Origin of the sequence: Paenibacillus tyrphae (genome assembly GCF_000722545.1) — a bacterium.
GTDB lineage: Bacteria > Bacillota > Bacilli > Paenibacillales > NBRC-103111 > Paenibacillus_G > Paenibacillus_G tyrfis.
The window spans coordinates 101,228-123,066 of the sequence record NZ_JNVM01000003.1; the positions used below are offsets into that span (position 1 = coordinate 101,228).

The 21,839-nt window shown below is 53.1% G+C and carries 21 protein-coding genes; all 21 read right to left on the minus strand.

Annotated features, from left to right (window positions below):
* Nucleotides 1–76 precede the first annotated feature (76 nt).
* The 21 genes from ET33_RS03000 to ET33_RS03100 all read right to left on the minus strand — a co-directional run bounded on the left by ET33_RS03000 (nt 77) and on the right by ET33_RS03100 (nt 21,757).
* The gene (locus ET33_RS03000) at nt 77–568 is read right to left on the minus strand and encodes a YajQ family cyclic di-GMP-binding protein (protein WP_036676279.1); all 492 of its coding nucleotides are present in this window, start codon (nt 566–568) and stop codon (nt 77–79) included.
* 161 nt (nt 569–729) lie between these two features.
* Nucleotides 730–1,611 (minus strand): helix-turn-helix domain-containing protein, encoded by an 882-nt coding sequence (locus ET33_RS03005; protein ID WP_036676281.1) that lies wholly within the window; start codon nt 1,609–1,611, stop codon nt 730–732.
* A gap of 40 nt (nt 1,612–1,651) precedes the next feature.
* Entirely contained in the window at nt 1,652–2,431 is a 780-nt protein-coding gene (locus tag ET33_RS03010; RefSeq protein WP_036676285.1) for a DUF3388 domain-containing protein, read from the minus strand.
* 87 nt (nt 2,432–2,518) lie between these two features.
* Entirely contained in the window at nt 2,519–3,355 is an 837-nt protein-coding gene (locus ET33_RS03015) for a hypothetical protein (RefSeq protein ID WP_051775079.1), read from the minus strand.
* Between the two features lie 140 nt (nt 3,356–3,495).
* On the minus strand, nt 3,496–3,750 hold the full coding sequence (locus tag ET33_RS03020; RefSeq protein WP_036676287.1) for a DUF3243 domain-containing protein: 255 nt from the start codon (nt 3,748–3,750) through the stop codon (nt 3,496–3,498).
* A gap of 76 nt (nt 3,751–3,826) precedes the next feature.
* The gene (gene ymfI, locus ET33_RS03025) at nt 3,827–4,588 is read right to left on the minus strand and encodes an elongation factor P 5-aminopentanone reductase (RefSeq protein WP_036676290.1); all 762 of its coding nucleotides are present in this window, start codon (nt 4,586–4,588) and stop codon (nt 3,827–3,829) included.
* Nucleotides 4,578–5,870 carry an EF-P 5-aminopentanol modification-associated protein YfmH gene (gene yfmH / locus ET33_RS03030; RefSeq protein WP_036676293.1) on the minus strand — a complete coding sequence of 431 codons (1,293 nt, stop codon included), beginning with the start codon at nt 5,868–5,870 and terminating at the stop codon, nt 4,578–4,580. The genes ymfI and yfmH overlap by 11 nt, the downstream gene beginning before the upstream one ends.
* The gene (gene yfmF, locus ET33_RS03035) at nt 5,871–7,175 is read right to left on the minus strand and encodes an EF-P 5-aminopentanol modification-associated protein YfmF (RefSeq protein ID WP_036676552.1); all 1,305 of its coding nucleotides are present in this window, start codon (nt 7,173–7,175) and stop codon (nt 5,871–5,873) included.
* Nucleotides 7,176–7,272: 97 nt separating this feature from the next.
* A complete protein-coding gene (sleB, locus tag ET33_RS03040; protein WP_036676296.1) occupies nt 7,273–8,079 on the minus strand; it encodes a spore cortex-lytic enzyme in 807 nt (268 codons plus the stop codon).
* Nucleotides 8,080–8,206: 127 nt separating this feature from the next.
* Nucleotides 8,207–10,780 carry an FtsK/SpoIIIE family DNA translocase gene (locus ET33_RS03045; RefSeq protein ID WP_036676300.1) on the minus strand — a complete coding sequence of 858 codons (2,574 nt, stop codon included), beginning with the start codon at nt 10,778–10,780 and terminating at the stop codon, nt 8,207–8,209.
* 127 nt (nt 10,781–10,907) lie between these two features.
* Complete coding sequence (locus tag ET33_RS03050; RefSeq protein ID WP_036676306.1) at nt 10,908–11,144, minus strand: YlzJ-like family protein; 237 nt, start codon at nt 11,142–11,144, stop codon at nt 10,908–10,910.
* Nucleotides 11,141–11,893 carry a ClpP family protease gene (locus ET33_RS03055; protein ID WP_036676309.1) on the minus strand — a complete coding sequence of 251 codons (753 nt, stop codon included), beginning with the start codon at nt 11,891–11,893 and terminating at the stop codon, nt 11,141–11,143. The genes ET33_RS03050 and ET33_RS03055 overlap by 4 nt, the downstream gene beginning before the upstream one ends.
* 201 nt (nt 11,894–12,094) lie before the next feature.
* Entirely contained in the window at nt 12,095–13,771 is a 1,677-nt protein-coding gene (locus ET33_RS03060; RefSeq protein ID WP_036676311.1) for a ribonuclease J, read from the minus strand.
* Nucleotides 13,772–13,979: 208 nt separating this feature from the next.
* The gene (gene dapA / locus ET33_RS03065) at nt 13,980–14,855 is read right to left on the minus strand and encodes a 4-hydroxy-tetrahydrodipicolinate synthase (RefSeq protein WP_036676313.1); all 876 of its coding nucleotides are present in this window, start codon (nt 14,853–14,855) and stop codon (nt 13,980–13,982) included.
* A 28-nt stretch (nt 14,856–14,883) separates the two neighbouring features.
* The gene (gene dapG, locus ET33_RS03070; protein WP_036676315.1) at nt 14,884–16,101 is read right to left on the minus strand and encodes an aspartate kinase; all 1,218 of its coding nucleotides are present in this window, start codon (nt 16,099–16,101) and stop codon (nt 14,884–14,886) included.
* 84 nt (nt 16,102–16,185) lie between these two features.
* The gene (locus ET33_RS03075; protein ID WP_036676317.1) at nt 16,186–17,226 is read right to left on the minus strand and encodes an aspartate-semialdehyde dehydrogenase; all 1,041 of its coding nucleotides are present in this window, start codon (nt 17,224–17,226) and stop codon (nt 16,186–16,188) included.
* Between the two features lie 43 nt (nt 17,227–17,269).
* Complete coding sequence (locus tag ET33_RS03080) at nt 17,270–17,863, minus strand: dipicolinate synthase subunit B (RefSeq protein ID WP_036676319.1); 594 nt, start codon at nt 17,861–17,863, stop codon at nt 17,270–17,272.
* Entirely contained in the window at nt 17,860–18,759 is a 900-nt protein-coding gene (dpsA, locus tag ET33_RS03085) for a dipicolinate synthase subunit DpsA (RefSeq protein WP_036676329.1), read from the minus strand. The genes ET33_RS03080 and dpsA overlap by 4 nt, the downstream gene beginning before the upstream one ends.
* 182 nt (nt 18,760–18,941) lie before the next feature.
* Nucleotides 18,942–19,397: a dUTP diphosphatase gene (gene dut, locus ET33_RS03090; RefSeq protein ID WP_010491233.1), complete on the minus strand. Its 456-nt coding sequence runs from the start codon at nt 19,395–19,397 to the stop codon at nt 18,942–18,944.
* Entirely contained in the window at nt 19,390–20,640 is a 1,251-nt protein-coding gene (locus ET33_RS03095; RefSeq protein ID WP_036676331.1) for a M16 family metallopeptidase, read from the minus strand. Before ET33_RS03095 ends, dut begins: the two co-directional genes overlap by 8 nt.
* 70 nt (nt 20,641–20,710) lie before the next feature.
* The gene (locus ET33_RS03100) at nt 20,711–21,757 is read right to left on the minus strand and encodes a polysaccharide deacetylase family protein (protein ID WP_179223809.1); all 1,047 of its coding nucleotides are present in this window, start codon (nt 21,755–21,757) and stop codon (nt 20,711–20,713) included.
* Nucleotides 21,758–21,839: the final 82 nt, after the last annotated feature.

Consider the following 21,839-nt stretch of genomic DNA (forward strand, 5'->3'; position numbering starts at 1 on the left):
CGCATGAAAAGGTGTCAAAAGCAGCAAAAATACCTTACGGACCCGTTTCCGTAAGGCGGCCGACCATTCTTTGGCCTTACCTGAAATTGATAAACTGAAGATCGAGCGAAATATCCGCCTTCCGAAGCAGCGCCATAACCTGCTGCAGGTCGTCTTTGCTTTTTCCGGTTACGCGAATTTGATCCCCTTGAATCTGGCTCTTCACCTTCAGCTTGGAATCGCGGATCAGCACATTGATTTTTTTGGCGTTGTCTTGATCGATCCCCTGCTTGACTTTAATCCGCTGACGCACCGTACTGCCCGCAGCAGGCTCGACTTTGCCGTATTCCAAATTTTTAAGCGATATGCCGCGCTTCGCCATCTTGGACTGCAAAATGTCCAACACGTTTTGAAGCTTGAAATCGTCGTCGGAGACGACTACCAGCTCTTCTTTCTCCAACGAGATGCTGCTCTTGCTTCCTTTGAAATCAAAGCGTGTCGCGATCTCCTTTTCCGCCTGATTAATGGCATTGTTCATCTCTTGGAGATCCAGCTTCGATACGATATCAAACGAGTTTTCACTGCTCACAAAATCCGCTCCCCTTTCATTTCTAAATTCCACGCCCTCTATTGTAACAAAAAAGACACCCTCAGCACAAAGCTTTCGCGTGTCTTGAAGCCGTATTGTTCAAATGCGCCTGAAACTGATGCATACGATGCCAAGTATTTCCGTTTTGCCGGCGTTTTAATCTATGACTTTTGAATGTCAACTTGAATTTTTTTCACGTTCGGCTGATCGCCTACGACAACCGGCGAGCCGTTAACGCTCAACTCGACCGCATTGGCTTTTCCGAAAATCAAGAAAGCCGTATCGGTCAATTCCCACGTTTTCGTTTCCCCGTTATTGAATGTCATAGAGTCGATTACCTTTTTGTTTCCGCCAGGCGGCGAATCGACTTCGATCCAGCAGGAATCCCCTGTCACTTTCATTTCGATTTTCAGTTTATCCGTACCCTTAACCGCGTAATAATCGGTTCCCCGCTCGCTTTTGACCAGCTTGACCTCCGTTGCCGGAGGCGGTGTCGGGGGCGGCGTAGGCACCTGTACCGGCTTGTTATCCGCAAGCGCTCCATTCGTTCCGTTAGCTCCATTCGCTCCGGCATTTCCGGGATTAGGCGTCTGCGTGGCGGGCTCGACCTTTTCGGTAATTTTCTTCGGCAAATCTTTGGTCGCATCATCTGTGTTGCCGGTATAGTTTTGGCTCATATAGTAGTAGATGACCCCAAGAATAAGCACGACGAAGGAAATGACCATCACATTGGACGCCCACTTTCCAAGCCGTTCCGTATTGCGGGTCGTCCGCTTGGTGCGGATCGGTTCGATTTGCTCCGGCTCCGGTTGCGGGATGACATTTTGATACATGTTCAGCACTTCGTTCGGGTCCAGCCCGACCGCTTCGGCATAGCTCTTTATAAAAGCTCGGACGTAAAAGTTCCCGGGCAGCACTTTATAGTTGCCGTCCTCAATCGCTTCCAGATACCGTTTGCGAATTTTGGTTGTTTCCTGCAGATCATCGAGAGATATTTTCTTTTCGACTCTGGCTTTTCTTAGCAATTGACCCAGATCGGACACGTGGTCACCCCTTTCCGACGCTCAGAACCTGGACAGGGCATTAATATTCGTCAAATCCGGCCGTGAACGTCTCGTATGTAATTTCTTCGTCCGGTGTATTTCTAAGCTCCACGATGCAGTCAAATTGATCGTAGGAATACTGCGATTCCCGGATGAAAATATCCGGATGCTCAATCACCTTGGTGGAAGGCATCGTCATAATTTCCTGCAGCAGCATATGATGCTTCTCGTTGGAACGGAGCGTCGAGACGATCCCGTCGATAATAAATACGTTGTTCGGATTCATTTCATCCTCGGAAAGCTGGCTGCGCACGGTCTGCCGAAGCAAAGTCGAGGAGACGAACGTCCACCGCTTGTTGGAGCAGACGCTTCCGGCGATAATCGACTCCGTCTTGCCGACGCGCGGCATCCCGCGCAACCCGACGACATGATTGCCGTCACGTTTGAACAGCTCGCCCAGAAAATCGACCAAAAGTCCCAGTTCGTCCCTAGTGAAGCGGAACGTTTTCCGGTCGTCGGAGTCCCGCTCGATATAGCGGCCGTGGCGAACGGCAAGAATATCGACCAGCTTGGGCGGACGCAATGCCGTTATAGTTATATTATCTACTTTTTTCAACATTTTACCCATTAATTCAACTTTTTCTTCATCGTTCGTCTGCAAAAGCATGCCGCGGGTACGATTATCCACCCCGTTGATGGTGACGATATTGATATCGAGCATCCCCATCAGGGAGGCGATGTCCCCGAGAAGCCCCGGACGGTTTTTATGGATTCGGTATTCCATGTACCATTGCTTGATTTCGGTTGTTTCCGCTATCATCCTTCGTTCTCCGATCCTAGATTTGTGATGGTTTACAAAAGAATTCTACAATATTCGATAAAATCCTCCCCGTTTCAGGGCATAAAGTCACAAATTTTTATTGATCTTCGCTTCGGTGTTGGAATATGTCTGAATCCCCGGCGTCCATGCTTTCTTAGCCATCATGTCTTCGATGGATGCAAGTATGCCTCCCCACTGAAGCTCAATGCCGGTGGAAGCCATGTTGATCACCGGAACCTGCATGTTCTTCAGTCTTTGCAATTGCGCCGCTTCCAGCGGAGCGAATACGGCGATCCACGCCGGCCCGTGACTGCGTACCTGGAATTGAAACTGCGTATACCAGCCGTCGGCGTCGGCCAGATTGATATAATCCGCTTCTTCGGAAGGCGCCCATTCGGACGGAATCGGGTAAGCCGAAGTCGTTACCCATTCGATCGCCCGGCCGTTATCAAGCTGCTGTCCTACCCATTCGTTCCACTCCTGCCGAAACCAGTCCTCCGGGACCAGCTTCACCATAATGTTGCTGCCGCTTACAACAGGGGATTGCCGCGCCAATTGGTCGTCCAGCATCACCCATTTGCGTTCCGGGATGTTCGCTGCGGCAGGAAGTGTGTTTTGTACTAAATTATGTCCGGCTACAAGGATATAGTCATAAGATCTGGTTTTAATTTTGCTCAGTTGTTCTTCCGTCAGCGCGGTCGTGTTGTCCATCCACTCGAAGGCCGTCTGCTTTTTATCGCGCCAATTGACGAGTGTCGTTTGCAGGGCGGCTTTTACATTGTCCGGCATTTCCTGTCCCGTTACGACGAGAATCGACGATTTTCCTTGAAGCAAGACAGGATCGATTGCCGGGATGTTTTTGCCGCAGCCGCTAAGCAAACCTAGAATGCCTATTCCTACAAACAAACGTTTCAGCTTCTTCACTTGCAGTTCAACCTCTTTCTCCCGTTCGTCTATACCAGTATATAAGAAAACCGGCTGCGAAGCCAATTCGGCAAATGGTCGCTGCCGGAAACAAGAGAAAAGCCTCCCTGAACAGGAGGCTCGTGTACAATGCCGGATAATTAATGATGTGCTTTAGCCAATTTAACCATGGCCCGTGCCATGACCTTGCGCTCCTCTTCGTCGCATACGTCCCACAGGTCCTTCAGTACGCGTTCTTCTTTATTTTCCGGATCGATTTTATCAGACAAAAATTCACCGATCTGAAAAGCGAGCTGCGAGATGGTCTCTTCCGTCATTCCTGCCCGTTCCGCTTGCTCCACACGCTCTCCCAGAAATTCTTTCCAACGATCGAACACTTTAAGCATCGTAGCCATGTATGCATCCTCCTTATCGAAATGAATGTCGTTACGACGTTAATGTTTGCATTTCGGTAAGGATTTATACGGGCCGTCAGGTCAGCCAGCCCCCGTTGGGACTGATGATTTGACCTGTGATGTAGCCGGATTCAGGAAGTGCAAGGAAATAAACGAGCGACGCGATCTCATCAGGTTTACCGAAGCGGCCGACGGGAATATCGTTCTCGATCATCTCTTTCTCCCGCTCGTCAAAGCCTGCCATCATCAACGTATCGACCGCGCCGGGAGCGACAGCATTCACGGTGACCCCGGACGGTGCAAGCTCCTTCGCCAACGCCTTCGTAAAAGCATTGATCCCGCCCTTGGCGGTCGAATAGGCGACCTCGCAGGAAGCGCCGGAGATGCCCCAAATCGAGGACACATTGATGATTCTGCCGTACTTCTGACGGATCATCGCTGGCATAAATTGACGCGTCATCAGAAACGCGCCCTTCAAGTTAATATCCATGATTTCGTCCCACTGGGTCTCCTCCAGATCGGAGAACAGGCCGTAATGCGAAATGCCCGCATTGTTGACCAAAATATCCGGAACAAGGTCGTGCTGCGTCAGCTTCTCCTGCATTCGCTCGATCTGCTCCCTCGACCGCAGGTCTGCCGTTACCGTTAACACGCGGCTCCCCAGCTTCATGCAGCTGCGGGCCGTTTCATTCGCCCCTTCGTGCGAATTCAAATAATGAATGATCACATTCATGCCCACCGAAGCGAAACGGCAGGCGATCGCGGCGCCAATCCCGCGGCTCGCCCCCGTAACGAGCACCGTTTGCTCCGGAAACGGCTTGCAATGACTAGGTTCCATTCGCTTCACTTGTCACAATGGAGGCCGCCAGACGGCTCCAATCGAAATGCGCGCGCAGCCGCTCGTTGACATCCTCCAGAGTCAGCTCTTCATACACCGGCAGAATATCGAATAAATCGATGCCCTTAAACCGGTACTTCGTAAACTCATTGGCGATCGCTTCAGGCGAATTGAGCTGGCGCAGGAAAGCGCCGATTTTTTTCTTCTTGCTGCGCTCGAAATCGGCTGAGGCAATGCCGGCCGCTTTAACCCGGTCGATTTCTTCCTGCACGCGGCCGATCAAACGCTCGGGGTCCTTCGTATCTCCGCCGATCACGGTGAACGCATAATTTTCGGCAATATTGTACTCGGAGCCGAAGCTGTCAGAAATCAGCTGCTCGTCGTACAGCTTTTGGTAAATGGCCGAGCTGGGGCTTACCAGCACGTCAAGCAGCACCTTCATGGTCAGCTCCCGCTTCAGCAGCTCGCGCCCCCGCAAAGGCTGGCCCGGCTCCTTGCAGCCGAACAAGCACTTGGGCAGCGAGACCGGCAGCACGGTCACTTTGCGCGCATCCCTCACCTGGTGCGGCTCGGCTTCAAAATAACGGTTGATCGTTCCCTGCGGCTTGAACGTTTTCCCCGCTTGGTTCCGTTTGACGAGTTCCATAATTTTCTGCGGATTGACCCCGCCTACGACAAACAAGCTCATATTGCTCGGATGATAAAACGTATGGTAGCACTCGTACAGCATTTCTTTCGTAATTTCACCGATGGATTCGATCGTTCCGGCGATATCGATATGAACCGGATGCTTATGGTACATCGTTTCGATCAGTCCGAAATACGCCCGCCAGTCCGCATTGTCCCGGTACATGTTGATCTCCTGGCCGATGATGCCCTTCTCCTTCTCGACGTTTGCATCCGTAAAATACGGATTTTGCACAAAGTTAAGCAGCGTCGATAAGTTGTCCTCGATGTGTTCGGTCGCGGAAAATAAATAAGCTGTACGGTCGAAGCTTGTGAACGCATTGGCGGAAGCCCCTTGGGCAGCGAACACGGAAAAGATGTCCCCTGTCGGCTCCTCGAACATTTTGTGCTCTAAAAAATGCGCGATGCCGTCGGGCACTTTGCGCCGCGCTTCGCCTTCGACCTGAAAATCGTTATCGATCGAACCGTATTTTGTCGTAAAGGTGGCATACGTTTTCTGGAAGCCTTCCTTCGGCAAGATAAAGACACTCAGACCGTTCGGAAGCTCTTCGGCGTACAGCGTTTCCTTCACATGCGGATAAGGGATCGTACGCATTTATTGCCCCCCTTTGTTGTCGCGTAAAAAATAAATCGTATCCAGATGCACCTGGCGGGCCATACGGCGGATCTCCTCTTTATCCGTTTGCTCCACCGCTTCAATTAGCGCCGGAACCGTACGGTCGGCGCCAGACAGACGGTTGTTGAAATCGAAAGCGATCAATTCGAAGGCCGAGTCCTGCAACTCGCGCAAATGTCCCGTAATCATCGCTTTCGTCTGCTGCAGCTCCGTGTCGTTGATCTGCCCTTCTTCCATCGCTTTCAGCTGTTCCTTAATAATCGAGACGGCTTTCTCGTAATTTGCGATTTCAATACCTGATTGGATCGTCAGAATGCCTTTGTGCCCGTCCAAGCGGGAAGAGGCGTAATAGGCCAAGCTCGCCTTTTCGCGGACGTTGGTGAACAACTTGGAATGCGGATATCCGCCCAAGATTCCGTTATATAGCAGCGCCGACGGGTACGAATCGTCCGCATACGAGGTACGCACGCGAAGCCCCATATTGAGCTTACCTTGATTAACATCCAGACGCTCGACGACTTCCTTCACTTGACCGACGCTGCGATGCTCAGCTCTGAGCGAATAATCCGGAGTACGCTCGCCCCTGGCAGCAAAATAGCGCTCGATCAACGGCTGCACCTGCTCCAGATTCGTATTGCCTACCACATAAATATCAATCGGCGACTGCCGCAGCAAGGCTTCGTACCGTTCGGTCAAAGCCTCCGCTTCGATCGAAGGGATGCGGTCAATGGAACCGAGCGGATGGAGCCGGTAAGGTTCGCTGCTGCACATTTCGGCGATGCACCGTTCCGCAGCGTAGCGGATTTTGTCGTTAACGATGGATTCCAACCGTTTCTGCAGCGTCGTTTTCTCGGAGTCGATATATTTGCGGATCAAGGTTCCGCCTTCCATCGCTGGCTGCGTAATCGCCTCGCCTAAAAATCGAATGGCTTGATCAAGCAGCGGCTGAGGACTGGAAACGAAATCGTCCTGAATGACATCCATACGGAATTGAAGCATCTGGTAATCCCCGCGCTTGTACACGTCGAACCCGAATCCGGCCCCGTACAAATCGTCCAGCTTCTCGCGGAACTGCTTCGTTTCCGGGTAGGCCTTGCTGCCGCGCCGCAGCACAAAAGGAATAAGCGCGTTAGGCGTAACCGTATCCTCTTGAAGCGGACTGCCCACATAGACCGATAATGCATAAGTTTTGAACTGCTCCGTCGGCAGCACATGCACACGCACGCCCTGCACCGTTCCCCGCTCGAATTGTATTTGCTTCAAAGACGAAACAACTCCTCTCATCATCATGGCTTCACTTCCGTCTTCCCGGGTATATTCCATTATATTCCTCTATAAACAGAAGAAGCAACCGTGAAGATGGTTACTTCTACTACATGCATTATTTGCAGAAAATATGTTTGCCAATTTGCTTGACTTGCGGACGGGACCAGATCCACTTGGACGTGGCCGTCACCGGATTGAAATAATAAATGCAGCCGCCGGAAGGGTCCGACCCGGCCAGCGCCTCTTGAACCGCCTTGCGGGACGTTTCGTTCGGTGTCAGCCATATTTGTCCGTCCGCTACGGCCGTAAACGCTCCAGGCTGGAAAATGACGCCCGAGACCGTATTCGGAAAGCTTGGCGATTTGACGCGATTGAGAATAACCGCAGCAACGGCGACTTGGCCGATATACGGCTCCCCGCGTGCTTCGCCGTGTACTGCATTGGCCATTAGGGTCAGGTCCTGCTCGGAAAGACCGAGCCGGTTGGAACGCGGGATGCCTGCGTTCGCCGGCGGCGCAGTGCTCTCGGGCGCGGGTCCGCCTGGGGCGGCTTGCCCTTGTCCGGCGCCGGTTACCCAAGGAGGCAGCTCTTCGGCTTTAGCCTTCCATGCTTTCGTTGCTTCCCACAGCTTTAGCTTCGTTTTGTCCCCGGCGATGCCGTCTACATTCAATCCGAATTCGGATTGGAACCATTTAAGCGACTTTAAGGTTTGATAGCCGAAATCGCCATCCACCTTGCCGTAATAAAACCCGAGATGCTTCAAACGACCTTGGAGCTCGTATACGTCGGCCGTGCCGGACGCTCCATAGCGGATTTCGTTCTTGCTGAACGTCTGCTGTACCTTCAGATGCTGCTTGAGCTGAAATCCCGCGAACAGAATAAACACCAGGCAAAGCGTGATCATGATCAATCGTTTATTCATTCTGGTAACCTCACCTTTCCCGCCTTCGTTGCGGCAACCTTTTTAAGGTTATTATGAGAAAGGGAGTCAGCTTCTATTCAGCCTAAACTGGGAATCGCTGGGCCCGGATAACGCATCCGAAAGCCGCTCAGGAGCTCATTCGGTTCATTTGATACTGCTCAAGCGACATCAATACCTCACGCGGCTTGCTGCCCTCGTACGGACCTACGATGCCGCGCGCTTCCATCGTATCGATCAAACGGGCGGCACGCGTATAACCGACGCGCATACGGCGCTGAAGCAGGGATACGGACGCTTGCTTCGCTTCAAGAATAATTTGGACCGCCTGATCGTACAATTCGTCCTCAAACGTTTCCGTCTCTTCTTGCTTATCTTCGACATGTGGAACCATGTCTTCCACGTATTCCGCCTGCCCCTGCGTCCGGACGAAGCCGACGACCGCTTCCACCTCATGATCGGATAGGAAGGCTCCCTGGACCCGGACAGGCTTCGAAGCGCCCATCGGCAAGTAAAGCATATCTCCGCGGCCAAGCAGCTTCTCCGCGCCTGCAGAATCAAGGATGGTGCGCGAGTCTACCTGCGAGGAGACGCCGAAAGCGATCCTCGAAGGAATGTTCGCTTTGATGACGCCGGTAATGACATCGACCGACGGCCGCTGCGTAGCGATGATGAGGTGAATGCCTGCCGCGCGCGCCATTTGGGCGAGGCGGCAGATCGCATCCTCCACGTCGTTGGCCGCAACCATCATCAGGTCAGCCAACTCGTCCACGATGACGACGATGTAAGGCAGTGGTGCTCCCGTTTGCGTTTCTACCAGCATCGAGTTGTAGCCTTCGATATTGCGCGTGCCGCTTTTGGAGAAAAGCTCGTACCGCTTCTCCATTTCTACGACGACTTTTTTGAGCGCAAGCGACGCCCGTTTCGGATCGGTAACAACCGGTGCCAGCAGGTGCGGAATTCCGTTGTAAACGTTCAGCTCGACCATCTTCGGGTCGATCATCAGAAATTTGACTTCGTCGGGCTTGGCTTTATAAAGAACGCTTGTGATGATCCCGTTAATACAAACGGATTTCCCCGAGCCGGTCGCCCCTGCGACGAGCATGTGCGGCATTCGTGCGAGATTGCCGACGATCGGCTGCCCGGAAATATCGCGTCCCAGCGTAATCGACAGTTTGGACGCCGCGTCCTGAAAGGCAGGGCTTTCCATCACTTCGCGCATCGTAACGACGGATACCTCGGTATTCGGCACCTCGATCCCGATGGCGGACTTGCCCGGAATCGGCGCTTCCATACGGATATCCTTCGCAGCCAGAGCGAGGGCAATATCATCCGTCAAGCTGACGATGCGACTTACCTTCACCCCGACATCCGGCTGAATTTCGTACCGGGTAACCGCAGGGCCGCGGACGACCTCCAGCACCTTAGCGCGTACGCCGAAGCTTTCGAGTGTCGCTTCCAGCTTGCGGGCAACCGCCTTGTAATCCAGCGAGTCGCTTCCTTTACCCGAAGCGGGCTTGGCCAGCAGCTGCAAGGAAGGCAGCTCATACGGGACCGCGAGCGGTTTATTTTTGATGTCAAAATCGTCCGCACCTGCCGCACCTTCTTGCTCATTTGCCACCGGATCGGGTTTGCGGTCTGCGGCATTCTCAGCAGAAGCGGGACTATCGGAAGTTCGTGCCGCTTCCTGATGAACCTGCTCTTGAAAATCGCGGATTACCGGGATTGCCGGTTCGTGTTCTTCTTTGTAAGGGATATTCTGCTCCGGGAAGCCGGAATCGTTGTCGTACGAATCCTGGGCCGCGGAATAAACCGTGACCTTTTCATCTTCCTCTTCTGGTTGCACCTGCCCTTTTTTCGCTTGGCCTTCCGTCTTGTTCTTCTCCGGCGCTTCAGACGGATTAAGCAGCTCGAAGAACAGGGTACGCATCTTTCCCGGCTTCCGTTCCTTGCGCTCCGGCTTCAATGTCTCTTCGTCGAACTCATCCTCCGGCGGCGGCACATAGACCGCTGCGACCGACGGCTTCTTCTTACGCTGCGCGCTCGCTGCCGCCGTCTTCGCACGGCTTCTCTCCAGCAGCTTACGCTTTATGTATTGGCCAAGCAGTGTCTCGGCAAACGGCTTGCGCCCGCTGATTTTGTTCATGATATCGCCGATCGACAATCCCGTAATAAGAATGAATCCTACGGCGAACAGCGTGTATTGAATCAGTCGGGCGCCCAAGTTGCTGAACAAAAAGTGCAGCACCGAGTAGAGCACCGCCCCGATCATTCCCCCGCCGACGCCGTCGGTCAGGATCGCCATTCCTTTTTCCGTCGGATCCAATCCGTCTACCATGCTCGCCCAAGTCTGGGACAGCACTTGGCCTTCCGTGAAATTCCCTTTCGGGTAAAGCTGCGAGAACAGGCTGATATGGCTCATCAGCAGCAGCGACAGGATGATCAGAAGCACCCCGAGCTTGCGGTGCGTCCGCCAAACCGGCCATTCCCTTTTCATCATCGCGTACAATCCGGCGTATATAAACACGAGCGGAATGAGAAAATCCCAAGTTCCGATCACAAATCGAAACAGATAGGTCAACGAACGGGCTACCGATCCTTCACGGGATAAAGCGATGATCGAAAAAATCAAAGTAACGATGCCGTACAGTTCAAATTTGAGATTTGTTTTGATTCCCTTGCCCTTTTTCCTTTTCCTGGCCAAGGCCGCTCACCCCCGAGCCTTCATTATACCATAAGCTGGGGCGAAGCTAAACGAAGAATGCGAAAATATATTCCCCTCCAGGATATGAAGAACGGGGAGAAGCACCGATCAACTGCGCAGTTCTCCTTTATTCGCCGGATTCCCGAAACATCGGCTGAAATTCGATCATTCGCCCTGGAGCGTATTGGGGATTCAAAAAATCCTGCGGGTTGCAGCTAATCAGCCGGACGATCTTCGCTTGCTGCGCGTTGATCGGCTCAACCTGCATCCTGACTCCGTTCATCACAATATCGACGGTGGACGATTTCATCTCTTCGATTCCTTCGTAGACGGTTTCCAACGGCAGTATCGAATAATGAATCATTGGATCATACCTCCTGCATTACTGGCGCGCCGCTCGTCAATCAGAGCGTTGAGCTTCCGAATGGCTTCTCCAATGCCGCCCAGCGAGTCGATAAGTCCGTAGCGGACGGCATCCGTCCCGATGACTGTCGTTCCGATGTCGCGTGTGAGCTCGCCCGTTTTGAACATTAGTTCTTTAAATTTGCTCTCGTCTACCCGGGAATGCCGGGTGACGAACCGGATGACCCTTTCCTGCATTTTGTCCAAATATTCGAAGGTTTGGGGAACGCCGATCACCAGACCGTTCAGACGGATCGGATGAATCGTCATCGTAGCGGTTTCGGCGATGATCGAATGGTTGGCCGAGACGGCAATCGGAACACCGATGCTGTGTCCGCCGCCGAGTACAAGCGTTACCGTCGGCTTGGACAACGTCGCGATCATTTCGGCGATCGCCAGCCCGGCTTCCACGTCTCCGCCTACCGTATTCAAAATAATAAGCACGCCTTCAATTTTCGCGTTCTGCTCCGCGGCCACAAGCTGCGGAATCAAATGCTCGTATTTGGTCGTTTTGTTTTGCGGCGGCAGAACGATATGACCCTCCACCTGCCCGATAATGGTCATGCAAAAAATGTTGGATTCGGTAGTAGGCGCGCCTGTCTGCCCCAGCTGTTGAATCGCGTCGACCGTTGCGTTTTTGCGTCCTTCTTCCGTTGTCGGCGCTTGCGGCGGCTGCACCGGCTGCTGCTCTTGTTTATCGTTGGATTGCATGAAGAACATCCCTCCGTTAGCTGAAATGTCCTTGTTAGTATGGTGCAGTCGAGCAAAACTATGCGGGGTACCGGGTATGGATGCACGAAAAAAAGACCGCGTAAACCAAGGGAATTTTCCCCACGGTTTACGTGGTCTTTGCACGAAAGCTGCTTTTATACACTTTACCCTAAAGTGAGTTCGTATGACTGGTGGGAAGTTTTACACTTCCATGATGATTGGCAGAATCATCGGTCTTCTTCGGGTTTGCTCATATAAAAATCGGCCGAGAGCGTCTTTGACATGGGTTTTGAGCGAAGCCCATTCATTGACATTTTCGTTCATTAAGCGATGGAGCGTGCTCGTCACGATCCGGTTCGCTTCTTCCAGCAATCCTTCCGACTCCCGTACGTATACGAAGCCGCGGGAGATGATGTCCGGACCGGACAGGATCGTCCCATCCTGCTTGCTGAGCGTTACGACGACGACCAGAATGCCGTCTTGGGACAACAGCTTGCGGTCGCGCAGCACGATGTTGCCGACATCGCCGACCCCGAGGCCGTCGATGAGAACGTTGCCTGCCGGCACTTTGGACCCTTTGCGGGCAACGCCGTCCTGAATTTCCACCGTATCGCCGTTATCCACGATAAAAATATCTTCGCGCGCGATGCCGACCGATTCGGCAAGCATCCCGTGCTGGCGAAGCATCCGGTACTCCCCGTGAATCGGGATAAAATATTTCGGACGCATAATATTCAGCATCAGCTTTAATTCTTCTTGGCTGCCGTGTCCGGATACGTGTACCCCGGTGATCGAGCCTGGCCCGTAAATGACATGCGCGCCAATGCGCATCAGTTCGTCCACCGTCCGCCCTACGTACCGCTCATTTCCGGGAATCGGCGTAGCGGCGATGATGACGGTGTCGCCGGGCAAAATGTCCATCTTGCGATGCGTAGAGCGGGCCATCCGGGTCAGTGCCGACATCGGCTCGCCCTGGGACCCTGTAGATAGAATGGCTACGCGATCGGCCGCGAGTTTGTTCACTTCCTCCGGTTCGATCAGCATTCCATCCGGAACACGCAAGTAGCCCAATTCGCTGGCGATACCTACTACATTCACCATGCTCCGCCCGATTACGGTCAGCTTGCGGCGGGTCGATTCGCACGCGTCAATGACCTGCTGAATCCGGTGAATGTTGGAGGCGAAGGTCGCGATAACGACACGCTGCTTCGCTTTGCGGAATACGTCTTCGATTTCCGCGCCTACGCTGCGCTCCGAACCGGTATATCCCGGACGCTCCGCATTCGTGCTATCCGATAACAGTGCAATAACGCCTCTGCGGCCAATCGCTGCCATCTGGTGAAGATCTGCGTACTGCTCGTTGACCGGCGTCTGATCGAACTTGAAGTCGCCGGTATGAACCACGTTGCCTTCCGGCGTCTCTAAGCATACCCCTACCGAGTCAGGAATACTATGGTTCGTCTTAAAGAACGTCGCGGTCATGCAGCCGAGCGTCAATTCCGAATCGGCCGTAATGACGATCCGTTTCGTTTCACCGAGCAGATTCGCTTCCTTCAGCTTCATTTCGATCAGACCCATGGTCAGCCTTGTTCCATACACCGGAACGTTCAGGTGCTTAAGAACGTAAGGCAAGCCGCCGATATGATCCTCATGGCCGTGTGTAATGACGATTCCGCGCACTTTATCGCGATTTTCCGTCAAGTAAGAAATATCGGGAATGACGATATCGATCCCGAGCATATCTTCCTCCGGAAATTTCAATCCGCAGTCTACGACTACAATATCGTTCGCATATTGAACGACATACATGTTCTTCCCGATTTCACCCACGCCGCCCAGGGCAAAAATCGTTAATTTGTCTATATTTTTCTTGGACAAGTAACTAAACCTCCTCAATGTAATTGACGACGATTTCCATATGATTATTCAAAACCAAATTTTAACCGCACCAGTCACTTGACATCATTATACATGAAAAAAATGACTCTTTACAAGTGAGCCGGTCAACTCGGCTATCCACCTTGCGTAAAGCGTATTATTCCCAAAACAAGAAAACCGATGCCACAGGGCACCGGTTGTCGTAAAGCTATGCAAAAAGCGAAGCGATAAATTGTTTTTCTTGTTCCGTGACGTTCACAAGCGGCAGGCGTACCCCACCCACATGCAGTCCTCTCAGGTTAAGCGCATGCTTGACCGGAGCCGGGCTCGGTACGCGATGAGGGCATAAGAACAGCCCGCGGAATACCGGAAGCAGTTGACCATGAAGCCTTGCCGCCTCTTTTACTTCGCCCTGCAAATAGCAGTCGATCATCGTTCTCATTTCTTTGCCGATCACATGGCTCGCAACGCTGACGATTCCCCGCGCTCCGACCGCCAAAGCAGGGAGCGTGGCGCTATCGTCGCCGCTGTAGACAAGAAAGCCCGGGGCGGCTCCGGTGATGATCTGCGTCAACTGGTCCGTATCCGTGCAATCCTTCGTCGCTACGATGTTCGGAATGTGCGACAAACGAATCGTCGTTTCCGGCTCGATATTGACCCCGGTCCGCCCGGGCACGTTATAAAGGATGATCGGTATGTTAACCGACTCGGCAATGGCTTTGTAATGCTGATACAATCCTTCTTGCGAAGGCCGATTGTAGTACGGCGCCACCAGAAGCAGCGCATCGACACCTAGCTTTTCGGCCGCTTGCGACAAATGAATGGAATGAGCGGTATCGTAGCTGCCGGTCCCTGCAATAATTTTGCAGCGGCCGCGTGCGTACTTTACGGCCCTTTGAAAACTTTCGAGCTTCTCTTCTTCAGTTAGCGTAGGAGATTCGCCGGTTGTGCCGCAGATAACGAGACTGTCGCTTTGCTGCTCCTCGATCAAGTAGTCCATCACGTTCTCAAATTGCGCCCAGTCGATGTTAAGCTTGTCATCGAACGGCGTAACCATAGCGGTTATCATTGTGCCAAAATCCACGTGTTGTCTCCTCCTAAAACATTATGCGTTATCTATGGAGCTCGAATTTGCGGTGCAGCGCACGGACGGCTTTGACCATGTCGTCGCCTTGCACCAACACCCAGATGGTCGTATTTGAGTCGGCAGATTGCAGAATTTGGATGTCCTCTTCCGTAAGCGCTTCGACAATGTGGGCCATGATGCCGGGTACTCCGTTCATTCCGGCCCCGATGATCGATACTTTCGCGCAGTTCGGCGTGATGTGCGGCGTATAGCCGAGTCCCTGAAGCGTTTCGGCTGCCCGCTCCGCTTCATGATCAAAGACCGTGTACACAACGCCGGACGGGTTGACGTTAATAAAATCGACACTGATTCGCTGCCGTGCCATCGCTTTAAACACGTTAAGCTGAAGATCGTAGCTGCCTTCCTGAGGCGCTACCCGAATTTGCGAGATATGCGCCACGTGGGCGATGCCCGTCACAAACCGGTCCTGTACGTCGCCGGATTCGCTCCGAAGCGCGTCGGCATGCGTAACAAGCGTTCCTTTATCTTTGGAAAACGTGGAGCGCACCCTTACCGGAATTCCGGCATTCATAGCGACTTCCACCGCTCTGGGATGAATGACCTTGGCACCTAAATGCGCCATGTTGCAGATTTCCATATAAGAGACGACCGAAAGCGGTTTTGCGTCTTCCACGATCCTCGGATCTGCCGTCAAAATACCGCTCACATCCGTAAAGATTTCAACGAGCTCCGCATTTAAGGCCGCTCCAAGCGCGGTAGCCGACGTGTCGCTGCCGCCCCGGCCGAGTGTCGTGAAATCGCCCGTGGCCGTCTCGCCTTGAAACCCGGCGACGATGACGACGTTGCCCTGCTCCAGCAGCTCCAGCATCCGCCCCGGCCGAATTGAGACGATTTGGGCATTGCCAAATTCATCATTCGTTAAAATTCCCGCTTGCGCGCCGGTTAAAGCAACGGCAGGAATCCCTTCAGCATTTAGTAAACTGCACAGCGTAGCGGCCGAGATGAATTCGCCGCAGCATAGCAGCATATCCCTTTCGCGCGCAGGCAAATTGTTTCCATTTTGACCAACCCAATCCAGTAGCGTGTCCGTTGCGTAAGGCTCTCCTCTGCGACCCATAGCCGAAACAACAACAACCGTTTTGTATTCTTGGTTTAATGCGTCTTGGATGTGTTCAATAACGTGTGTTCTAGCCTCGGCTGTGGAAAGAGACGTGCCTCCAAATTTTTGCACCAAGATCCTCATGTGATCTCTCCCCTTATCCATGTGCCATAGTTAATAGCAAAACTCTGGCTTCCTGAGTGTCTCAGAAAGCCAGTTTCGGTTTATTTATTGCTGCTCGATCGCGATGTATTCGGCAATTTGAACGGCGTTCCAAGCCGCTCCCTTAAGCAGGTTGTCGGATACGATCCACAGATTGAGGGCTCTCGGGTTGCTAAGATCGCGGCGAATACGGCCGACGAACGTTTCCAGCTTACCTGTCGCTTCCGTAGCCAGCGGATACAGCTGCTCGGCAGCGTTATCCTGCACCACAATCCCCGGTGCATCAGCCAGCAGACGTTTCACCTCTTCGATATCGAAATCTTGCTTAAGCTCGACATATACCGATTCGGAATGGCCGTAAACGACCGGAATGCGCACGCAAGTCGTGGTGACTTCCAGCGTTTCGTCACCCATGATTTTTTTCGTTTCGTTAATCATTTTCATTTCTTCGTAAGTAAAGCCATTGTCCACAAATTTGTCGATTTGCGGAATAGCGTTGAATGCGATTTGATGCTTGACCGGCAAAGAGCCTACCGGCAAAATTTGCGGCTCCACGACGTTTCCTTCCAGCACTTCGCGAGACTGGCGAAGCATTTCGTTAATCGCACTGGCGCCTGCGCCGGATACCGCTTGGTAAGTGGAAACGATAATGCGGGAAATGCCGTAACGGTCGTAAAGCGGCTTCAATGTCTGCACCATTTGAATCGTGGAGCAGTTCGGGTTGGCAATGACGCCTTTGTGGTCGCTGACTTTGTCGATATTTACTTCAGGCACAACAAGCGGCGTTTCCGGATCCATCCGGAACGCGCTGGTATTGTCGATACATATGGTTCCATGCTTGATCGCTTCCGGAACCAGTGCCCGGCTGACGTCGCCTCCTGCGCTGAACAGAGCAATGTCCACGCCTTTGAAGCTGTCCGGTGTTGCTTCCTCGATCGTTAGTTCACGACCTTTGAACTGGAGCTTCTTGCCTGCGGACCGGGCCGAGGACAGGAGCTTCAGCTCTTGAATGGGGAAATTCCGTTCAGCCAGCAAACGGAGGATTTGTTCTCCTACGGCACCTGTCGCGCCTACTACTGCGACGTTAAACAACTTTTGATTCGACATGTATTGTCCTCTCCCCTAAAGATGAATGATGAAAAATGCAGGATCAGTAATTAAACCGTTCAATCAGCATCGGCTGCAGCTGCTTACCCTGAAGGGCCGCCTCGCAAGCTTCCATGATCAAATCCATGCGGGCCACGAGCGAATTCGGCTTGACCGTCGGCGCATCCTGGCCGAACGGGACGAAATAAATGTTTTTGGTAATCAGAAGCTTACCGATATTCGTGGCATTTAGTCCCAATCCGTCATTTGTCGAAATCGCCAGCACGAGCGGTCTCCCGTTGCGCATCTGCGCTTTGGCCGCCATCAGCACGGGACTTTCCGTCATGGCGTTTGCAAGCTTGCTGGTCGTATTCCCGGTACAGGGAGCAATTACCATTATGTCGAGGAGTTTCGAAGGACCGAGCGGTTCTGCATCTACAATTGAAGAAATAATATCATTTCCTGTGATCTCTTTCAACTCTTTTTGCCAATTTGCCGATGTGCCGAAACGCGTATCCGTGGTCATAATTGTATTGGATACGATGGGCACGACGTTGGCTCCAGCGTGGACAAAACGCCGGATTTGCGGCATCGTTTCTTCAAACGTGCAGTGAGAGCCGGTCAAAGCGAAGCCCACCGTCAATTGATCCCAATTCATTCCCCGTTCCTCCTTCGTCTTGCGTCCTCCATGATGATGCGGGTCAGCGTGTCGGCTATGATGCGTCCGGCCGTCTTCGGGGCAACGATCCCGGGCAGCCCCGGCGCGAGCATCGCCTTCACGCCACGTTTTTCGGCATAGCGGAAATCGGTTCCGCCCGGCTTGGATGCAAGATCGATAATAATGGCGCGATGCGGGATATTGGCGATGACTTGGGCGGTGACCACCATGGCCGGAATGGTATTGAACAGCAAATCTACTTGGGAAACGTGGGAAATCAGCTCTTGCGTATAAAAAGGGTTCATTCCCATCTCGATCGCCCGGGCGTAATATTCCGGCTTGTTGACTCCCACCTTGACCTTTGCACCCATGCCTTGCAGCGTACGGGCAAGCGTTGCTCCCGTTCTGCCGAACCCAAGCACCATCGACTCCGAGCCGTGAATGGTGATATCCGTGTTCTGAATCGCCATCATCACCGCGCCTTCGGCTGTCGGAATGGAATTGTAAATCGCCACATCGTCGCGGTCGAACAATTCGATCAGTGCGATGCCTTCGTTCGAGCACAATTCGCGTAAGTAAGGTTTGGCCATGCCCGTAAAGACGATGGCATGTTTCGGCAGAGCAGCTATATGTTCATGGTTGAGTCGCAATTCTTTGGATGAAAACAGACTGTCCACATTTCCTTGATCGTCCGTCCCAACAGCAGGCAAAATGACGGCATCCAAAGCCACAAGCGCGTCGGGCGTCAATTCTGCCCTGGTAATCCCGCTTGAACCGTTCTGCAAATTATCAAAGCCGAACAAAACGACGGATGCGTCAAGTTCGGAGCATTTTTGAATCACCTCGAGCTGCCTGGCATCGCCGCCGATCAACGCTACTTGAATCCCGGTCAGCATTCATTCTCACCTCTTTCCATGTCGCTCTCGATAAATCATCTTATGCGACAGCCCAGAGATGGGTTCCAGCAGATCAAGCCCCAAACGACGGCGGCAGTATCGTTAGGCAACCAACAAAAAAGCGCTCTTCCGCCGGGCTGAATTGCCGGTCTGCGGAAAAGCGCTTAGATCGTCCGTCTTCCTTATTTTGTTCCCGTGTGTCCGAAGCCACCCGCTCCGCGTTCCGTCTCGTCCAGCTCGCTTACCTCGGTCAGCGTAATGAGAGGCACCGTTTGGAACACCATTTGCGCGATACGCTCGTTACGGTTGATGGTGAACGTTTCTTTGCCGTGATTGATCAGCAGCACCTTGACTTCGCCGCGGTAATCGGCATCGATCGTACCCGGCGTGTTCAAGGATGTGATCCCGTGTTTGAAAGCAAGCCCGCTTCGCGGACGAATTTGGGCTTCCAGCCCTGCCGGCATAGCAAGCGCAAATCCGGTCGGAATGAGCGCCCGTTCGCCCGGCCCGAGATCGACCGGCTCGCTTACGGCCGCATACAGGTCGAAGCCGCTGGCCAGCTCGGACATTTTTTGCGGCAGCGCGATATCTTCGTTCCCCGGCAGCCGTTTAATGAATACTTCGATTCGTTCAGACAAGCTGATCCCTCCTAAATCCAGCGATGGCCTCATTCGTCTGCCCGACCATAGCCAATGCGAACGGCACGGACAGCAGCTCCGCCGTCAGTGCTTGAACATGCTCCATCTCCACGCTTTCAATACGCTGTATCATTTCATCCAGATTGTAATGTCGGCCCAGCATCAACTCATTCTTCCCGATCCGGTTCATCCGGCTGCTGGTGCTCTCCAGGCTCAAAATTAAGCTGCCTTTCATCTGTTCCTTGCCCTTCTTCAGCTCGGTCGGGGTCAATCCCTTCTCCTTAATGTCGGCCAGCAGCTCAAGCGTCACCTTAAGCACTTCTTCGGTCTGCTTAGGAGCCGTACCGGTATAGACGGTAAAAAGCCCCCCGTCCTGATAGGAAGAATGATAGGAATATACCGAGTAGGCCAGCCCGCGTTTCTCGCGGATTTCCTGGAATAACCGGGAGCTCATACCGCCGCCGATCGCATTGTTCAGCAGGATCATCGCATACAGCCGGTCGTCCTTCGCAGCCAGCCCAGGCAGCGATAAACAGATATGGTTTTGCTCGGTTTTCTTCTGGTGGTACTCGGAATCGCTCCGGAACGTCAAAGGCTCAAGCGGTGCCTGCGAGCCTACATTCGCGAAGCTGCCGAAATGCTTCTCGATCAACCCGACGACATCGTCGTTAATGTTGCCGGCGATGCTGATAACCGTATTGGCAATCGTATAGTGCGACTTCATGTACTCCTTGAGCGTATCGGACGTCATCGCCGCTAGATTGCTTTGCGTGCCGATGATGGTACGTCCGAGCGAATGCCCGCCGAAAGCGGCCCGGGCAATCAGATCATGCACCATATCGTCCGGGGTATCTTCATACATCGCTATTTCTTCATAAATGACATTTTTTTCTTTTTCCAATTCCGTCCCATCGAATACCGAACCGAAAAACATATCGGAGAGCACTTCCACCGCAAGCGGCAGATGCTCGTCCAGCACCTTGCAATAATAGCATGTGTACTCCTTGGAAGTGAAGGCGTTCACGTTGCCTCCGATGCCGTCGAAAATTTCGGCGATATCTTTGGCGGAGTATTTTTCCGTGCCCTTGAAGAGCATATGCTCGATAAAATGCGAAATGCCGTTGTTCGTCTCGTTTTCGCTGCGCGATCCGGTTTTAACCCAGATGCCGAAAGCAACGGAGCGGCACGTCGGAATTTTCTCGATGACGAGCCGCAGTCCGTTGGTAAGTGTGTATTTGTCCAAACGCTTTAAGCCTCCTCGGTACGGCGAAGTCTTGATTCCCCTGCATAGGTATAACATTCTGATATTACCATTATTGTCCGGCGGACTCAACCTTCGGAACCCGCGCGGGCGAAATGACCTCGCTGACGGTGCCCAAAGACAGCCGCTTGGCCCGGATTGCGCGAATCATACCCTGCAGCGCGGCACTGCTCGAAGACGTAGGATGCATCAGGATGAGCGAGCCGGGCTCGATCCGTGTAGCTATTTTATGCACGATGGAAGACGGCTCCGGCTTTTTCCAATCTACCGTATCGATCGTCCACAAAATGGTGCGCAGGTTCATCTCGTGTGCGACGTCTACGGTCATTTGATTGTAATCGCCCGAGGGCGGGGCAAACAGACGGTTCTGCACGCCCAACTCCTGCTTCAGCATCGTCTCGGTCTTGCTGATTTCAGCAGCGGTTTGCGTCCGGCTGAGCTTGCTCATGTCCCGGTGAGAGTAGGCATGATTGGAAACCTCGTGGCCTTCCTCCATAATTTTGCGGGCGGTCGGAATATTTTTTTTCAGCCACGTCCCGTCGAAAAAAAAGGTCGCACGCACCTGCTCTTTACGGAGAACGTCCAGCATTCCCGGCAAATACTCGTCGCCCCATGCCACGTTGATCATGAGCGCTGCCATCGGCTTCGCCGGGTTGCCCTTGTAGATCGGATTCGGTCCGAGTTGATCCAGATCGACTTGAGGCGGTACTTCGCGGAATACGAGCTGCGGCGTTTCCGGAAACGACTGCCGCTCCGCCAGCTCCAACGACTTCTCGACATCGACCTCCAGCCCGTTGTATCCCGGTATGGCTTTCCAGACGCGGTCGATCTTGGCGTCCACCGGCGGGATATTGCGCTTCGCTGCCTCGGCCTTGATTCTCTCAAGCATTTTGCCCCTCCGCTCCCCCCCTTCGTCACCCCATGCCCTAAGCGACAGCAGAGAAGATAGCGTCCGTGCATCGTTTGCAGCCCATTCGGTACCGTTCTTCTCTCTGGCATGCTGTACGAATCGGTCGATCGCCGGAGAGAACTGCAGAACGAGCAGCAGCGCTCCAAAGCATAATGACGCAGCTAACCATCGTTTGCGTTTCATGCCCATTCTCCTGTCCAACCTGTTTGTCCCCATCTTATGCCATGCGGGACAGGTTTAGACCAACATATAGAGAGTGCCGCGGCTGAAA

Bases quoted from the DNA above. Each gene is read 5' to 3' on its own strand.
- ET33_RS03080 (WP_036676319.1), bottom strand. From the start codon at position 17,863: ATGAATTGGGATCAATTGACGGTGGGCTTCGCTTTGACCGGCTCTCAC.
- ET33_RS03050 (WP_036676306.1), bottom strand. From the start codon at position 11,144: ATGATTCATTATTCGATACTGCCGTTGGAAACCGTCTACGAAGGAATC.
- ET33_RS03020 (WP_036676287.1), bottom strand. From the start codon at position 3,750: ATGGCTACGATGCTTAAAGTGTTCGATCGTTGGAAAGAATTTCTGGGA.
- yfmF (WP_036676552.1), bottom strand. From the start codon at position 7,175: ATGAGAGGAGTTGTTTCGTCTTTGAAGCAAATACAATTCGAGCGGGGA.
- ymfI (WP_036676290.1), bottom strand. From the start codon at position 4,588: ATGGAACCTAGTCATTGCAAGCCGTTTCCGGAGCAAACGGTGCTCGTT.
- ET33_RS03075 (WP_036676317.1), bottom strand. From the start codon at position 17,226: ATGTCGAATCAAAAGTTGTTTAACGTCGCAGTAGTAGGCGCGACAGGT.
- yfmH (WP_036676293.1), bottom strand. From the start codon at position 5,870: ATGCGTACGATCCCTTATCCGCATGTGAAGGAAACGCTGTACGCCGAA.
- dpsA (WP_036676329.1), bottom strand. From the start codon at position 18,759: ATGCTGACCGGGATTCAAGTAGCGTTGATCGGCGGCGATGCCAGGCAG.
- dapG (WP_036676315.1), bottom strand. From the start codon at position 16,101: ATGAGGATCTTGGTGCAAAAATTTGGAGGCACGTCTCTTTCCACAGCC.
- ET33_RS03100 (WP_179223809.1), bottom strand. From the start codon at position 21,757: ATGGGCATGAAACGCAAACGATGGTTAGCTGCGTCATTATGCTTTGGA.
- sleB (WP_036676296.1), bottom strand. From the start codon at position 8,079: ATGAATAAACGATTGATCATGATCACGCTTTGCCTGGTGTTTATTCTG.
- ET33_RS03010 (WP_036676285.1), bottom strand. From the start codon at position 2,431: ATGATAGCGGAAACAACCGAAATCAAGCAATGGTACATGGAATACCGA.
- ET33_RS03055 (WP_036676309.1), bottom strand. From the start codon at position 11,893: ATGCAATCCAACGATAAACAAGAGCAGCAGCCGGTGCAGCCGCCGCAA.